The organism is Pseudopedobacter sp. (assembly GCF_040392825.1).
Classification (GTDB): Bacteria; Bacteroidota; Bacteroidia; order Sphingobacteriales; family Sphingobacteriaceae; genus Pseudopedobacter.
The window spans coordinates 1-4,886 of record NZ_JBEBVH010000277.1; the positions used below are offsets into that span (position 1 = coordinate 1).

General features: G+C 34.7%; 5 protein-coding genes. 4 read left to right on the forward strand and 1 reads right to left on the reverse strand.

Annotated elements, in window-relative coordinates; all coding sequences use genetic code 11:
- Together ABWO41_RS15350 and ABWO41_RS15355 are read left to right on the forward strand one after the other, a co-directional pair.
- A partial coding sequence (locus ABWO41_RS15350) for a helix-turn-helix domain-containing protein (protein ID WP_353139941.1) occupies nt 1-765 on the forward strand: 765 nt, incomplete at its 5' end.
- Nucleotides 766-868: 103 nt separating this feature from the next.
- The gene (locus tag ABWO41_RS15355) at nt 869-2,281 is read left to right on the forward strand and encodes a S41 family peptidase (protein WP_353139943.1); all 1,413 of its coding nucleotides are present in this window, start codon (nt 869-871) and stop codon (nt 2,279-2,281) included.
- Nucleotides 2,282-2,361: 80 nt separating this feature from the next.
- Here the strand turns inward: ABWO41_RS15355 and ABWO41_RS15360 are convergent, their stop codons facing one another.
- Nucleotides 2,362-3,084 carry a hypothetical protein gene (locus tag ABWO41_RS15360; RefSeq protein ID WP_353139945.1) on the reverse strand — a complete coding sequence of 241 codons (723 nt, stop codon included), beginning with the start codon at nt 3,082-3,084 and terminating at the stop codon, nt 2,362-2,364.
- Between the two features lie 453 nt (nt 3,085-3,537).
- Between ABWO41_RS15360 and ABWO41_RS15365 the strand changes: the two genes are divergently transcribed.
- On the forward strand, nt 3,538-4,110 hold the full coding sequence (locus ABWO41_RS15365; RefSeq protein WP_353139947.1) for an NADPH-dependent FMN reductase: 573 nt from the start codon (nt 3,538-3,540) through the stop codon (nt 4,108-4,110).
- Between the two features lie 60 nt (nt 4,111-4,170).
- Nucleotides 4,171-4,886 (forward strand): LLM class flavin-dependent oxidoreductase (locus ABWO41_RS15370; protein WP_353139949.1); only part of this gene is annotated, 716 nt, incomplete at its 3' end.

A 4,886-nucleotide genomic window follows, 5' to 3' on the forward strand; every position in this document is an offset into this window, starting at 1 on the left:
GTTAGCAATGCTGATTTTGGTATTTACAATAGTTTAACAGGTTTTATCCATATTGGATTTGTATTGTTTTCTCTATGGGTATTTTATACATGCAAGAAGAAATTACCTACTTATTTTTCGAACCCCAGCAGAGTTTACATAAAATGGTTAGAGCAGTTTTTATGGGCAATTTTGATTATAATGATCTTTTCTATAATAGCTTTCTTTGCCAAAAAGCATAACGCATCTTTCCTATCTGCAATTTATCCTTATAACTTTCTCTTAGTAGTCCCCCTTATCTATTGGATTGCATATAAACTCCTATTAAGCCATTCTAACTATAAAAATCCTCAAACCTCGATAAGCAATACTATCAATACAACCAATTTACCCTCCGAAGACATTGGTAAGAAATATTCAAAGACTGCCCTATCTCTTAAAGAAGTTGAAAAGATAAAATTGAAATTAAAAGAATATATGGCTAAAGAAAAACCTTATTTAAATCCAGATTTAAGCATAGATGATCTAAGCGCTCAATTGATCGTAAAAAGACATCATTTATCTCAGGCAATTAATATTTCATTTAACAAAAACTTCTTTGAGTTTATAAATGGTTACAGAATAGAAGAATTTAAAAAACAAGCAAAAGACCTGGACAATGACCATTTATCCATTCTAGGAATAGCTCTAAATTGCGGTTTTAACTCAAAAGCTACTTTTAATTCAGTCTTCAAAAAACAAGAAGGCATCACTCCGTCTACTTATATTAAAGAACAAGAAACATAAACAACAAATAGGTCTGTCCTTCTAAGATTAGACGACACAATGAAAAATATAGCTGTTCTTTGTGCTGAAAAACAAAGCACTTAGAACTACATTTTAAAATCTCATGAAAACCAAGATCGCTATTCTTTTTATTCTAATATCAAATTCTTTATCTGCTCAGTATAAAGATAGTACTTATACAAAAGTCCAAATTGAGAACGATTTGAAAATATTAAAAACAGCTATTACGCAAGCTCATCCAGGATATAATAGATTTTCCTCCGACTTCGACTCTGTTTTTAATGAAGTTTACAATCATCTCCCTGAGAAAATGACAATGTATGATTTCTATAAACAAGCAAATACTATCGTAGCTTCTTTACAATGCGGACATACTAAACTTCATCCCAGCTTTAACTATTTCAGCTCCTACCCTTTCTTTTTTAACGATCAAAATGTCTTACCATTTACTGTGGATATACGAGCTAATAAAGCAACCATAATTAATAGTAATGATCAAACTCAAATACCTATTGGAGCGCAAATATTAAAAATCAATAACAAACCAATCGATTCAATCCTGTCGGTATTATACAAAGCGCAATTTTCTGATGGAAATATTGAAAGCGCCAAAGAAAGGGAAGTGGCAGATGAATTTAGTGCCAGATATTCAAACCTAATTGAAAATCCCACAAACTATACCATAGAATACCAATACAACAATACAACGTCTACCGTAACAACCAAAGGAATTAACAATGATATTTGGTATAAGTTAAAGGAAGAATCTCCATCTATCCTTAAATCAAATAATAACTTATCCTTTCCTCAGGATTCGATTGCTTATTTACGTATGGCCGACTTTTATTCTAATAAGAAAGGAATTAAAAAGTTTATAGATTCTGCTTTCCAAGCTATAAAAGCTAAAAATATTCATCACTTAATTATTGATGTACGGGGAAACCAGGGTGGCTATGATAAATTAGGAGCTTATTTATTCTCCAAAATTGCTTTAAAAGACTTCCTCTATTATGATCGTATAGAAGTTAAAGCAAAAAAGAAAAAACAGTTTTCCTTTTTGCCATATGCATCTTTTCCAAAAGTTATTGGACTGATGCCCCTATTTATTAAAAAGAAGGATAATAAGTTTCTATGGACTCGCCATGATAATTTTGGCATCCAGAAACCAGCAAAGAACAACTATACTCATAAAACCTATTTTTTAATGGATGGTCTTAGTTATTCTTCAGCAGCCGAATTCCTATCTGTGGCTAAATCAGAAAATCGCGGTCTGTTTTTCGGCGAAGAAGCTGGTGGGGCATATAGTGGAAATAATAGCGGTATCTTTAGTTTTGTTAATTTGCCTAAGACTAAAATGGTATTAGCCATGCCATTAGGAGGTTATTACATGCATGTAAACCCAATTCAAGATGGCTCAAGAGGAGTATTACCAGATTACAAAATAACGATGTCATCTAAAGATTTATTAGATCATAAAGATACCGTACTCGAGAAAGTTATAAGTCAAATAGAATAATAATCTCATTGGTTTCAAGATTCATAACAAAAGGCCTCTTTACATAAAGCAAAAGAGGCCTTTTATTCTATAATTATCAATTAATTACGTTGAATCTGGTCAATATCTACATCCAAATTATGATCTATCCGAAAGCCATACAATCCAGCTGCAGGTAATTCAGCCTTAGTTTTACGAGCAACCTCTTTACCATTTATACTGAAGATTACATCATTCCCTTTAACCTCTATACCCAATACATTTTGTTGCAAACCGTTTGCATCTTCTTTAACAACAACATCATTGGCTGTCCAATTAGTAATAACCGGTGTTTCTGTGCCTTTACGAGTTTTAATCAAATACTCTCCTGTATTTCTAATCATAAAATAGGTATATGCCTGATTAGGGCCAGCAAGATCAGTTCCACCAATATACAAGCCATACGCAATTTGATGGGTTGGTTTTTTAAGCTGGGTTAAACGAGCAGAAAACTTTAAATCTCCACTCTTTGTCCACGCCGGATTGTAAAACGTAGAAGCTGGCCCTAATGTAGTATGGAAACCATCTCCCTTAGCTTGAAAAACAACTTGATTAGCTGGCGGTTCTTCACCTGTACGTCTGTTAGCATCTGTACGAACACTCCATCCAGTCGGAAAAACACCTCCGCCTTCAACAACTCTGTCAGGATCGGCACCCATGCCACCGCCCATTCTTCCTCCTTGAGGTGGAGTCTGCGGTTGTTGCTGAGCTAAAGTAACACTTGACAAGGCCAACATTGGAAATATGACCATGATCAGCATGCGATAAATAAAATACTTTTTCATTTTTAAATTGGTTAAATAAATGAATAATTGTTATGATTTAGAAAGCTAATGTAACTAATCTATCAGTAGATTAATTGCACTTCAAACTTGATTATCAAATAATAACAAGAATGTTTCACAAGAAAACCCTGATGCTATTAATAAGATGATACTTTCAGTGCTTATAACAACCTAACACCTAATTTAGTTCTAAAAAATTATGTGCCTGAGCGCTTTAAAATCTTTAAAATCTAGCTTGTTATATACACTTCAAAAAATTTCAAGTATATCGTCCATTGTATCTCCGTTAAAAAGGCCTAAAAAACGCAGACTCAACGGAAGGATTACCCGATAACCACCCGATAATGTATAGCAAGTTTAATACGAGGTATAAAGAAGGCGTATAAATCTCAGCTTATTTTATCATTTATAATTTTTATACATTGCATTAGATAACCACAAATAATTTTCAATATGTACAAGCTTAAAATAATTACTTCTACTGTTCGTCCCGGTCGGAAAGGCCCTATTGTAGCAGCATGGATTACTGAATTAGCGAAGCAGAATCCAAATTTCAATGTAGAACTTTTAGATCTTGCTGAAATTAACTTGCCAATGATGAATGAGCCCAATCATCCTGTATTAAAGAAGTACGAACATGAACATACCAAATGGTGGAGTGCCAAAATAGACGAAGCTGATGCATTCATCTTCGTAACAGGAGAGTATGATTATAACTATCCTGCTCCTTTAAGGAATGCATTAGAGTATCTTTCTCAGGAATGGGGTTACAAGCCTGCTGGGATTGTAAGTTATGGTGGTATTTCAGGTGGAACAAGAGCTTGCAATAGTTTAAAGGCAGATCTTTCTACTTTTAGAATTGTCCCATTAGTTGAGGCCGTAAACTTTCCATTTTTTCAACAAAACATAAACGATCAGAACGAATTTGAAGCCAATGAAATTTCACACAAAGCTGCTGATAATATGTTAAAGCAACTGGTACGCTGGACAAAAGGCTTAAAATCAATAAAAGAAGATAAGGAATAATTTATTAAGTTTCAAGGAAACACAGAAGATATGGAATTAGGCTTAATTACTTTCGCTGATATGCTGCCAGAAACCTTAAGTGGAGGGGCAATAAATGCACATCAACGTATCAAAGATTTATTAGAAGAAATTCAACTGGCAGATCAATTAGGATTGGATGTATTTGGTGTTGGCGAGCATCATCGTCCTGATTATGCGGTTTCATCTCCTGCAATTATATTGGCCGCAGCAGCTAGTATTACAAAACGTATTAAACTTGCAAGTGCAGTAACCGTGCTCAGTTCAGATGACCCGGTGCGTGTATTTCAAGATTTTTCAACAGTGGATTTGATATCCAGCGGACGAGCAGAAATAATTGCAGGCAGAGGATCTTTTATCGAGTCTTTTCCCCTATTTGGTTATAACCTCAAAGATTACGATGAATTATTTACGGAGAAGTTAAACCTGTTACTAAAGATCAATCAGAATGAAGTGCTTTCCTGGACAGGCAAGCACCGACCTTCGTTTGAAAATAGAGGTGTTTATCCACGTCCTTATCAGCAAGAATTACCAATCTGGCTTGCTGCCGGTGGTACACCTGCATCGGCTGTGAGGGCAGCTACCCTTGGCCTGCCTTTAATGTTAGCTATTATTGGCGGTATGCCTGAACAGTTTGTGCCTTTTGTAAACCTTTATCGTGAAACTGCCAAAAAAATGGGTCATGATATGACTAAACTACAAATGGGTATCAATAACCATGTATATATAGGAGAAGATTCACAAAAAGCAGGCGATGA

Bases quoted from the DNA above. Each gene is read 5' to 3' on its own strand.
- ABWO41_RS15365 (WP_353139947.1), top strand. From the start codon at position 3,538: ATGTACAAGCTTAAAATAATTACTTCTACTGTTCGTCCCGGTCGGAAA.
- ABWO41_RS15360 (WP_353139945.1), bottom strand. From the start codon at position 3,084: ATGAAAAAGTATTTTATTTATCGCATGCTGATCATGGTCATATTTCCA.
- ABWO41_RS15355 (WP_353139943.1), top strand. From the start codon at position 869: ATGAAAACCAAGATCGCTATTCTTTTTATTCTAATATCAAATTCTTTA.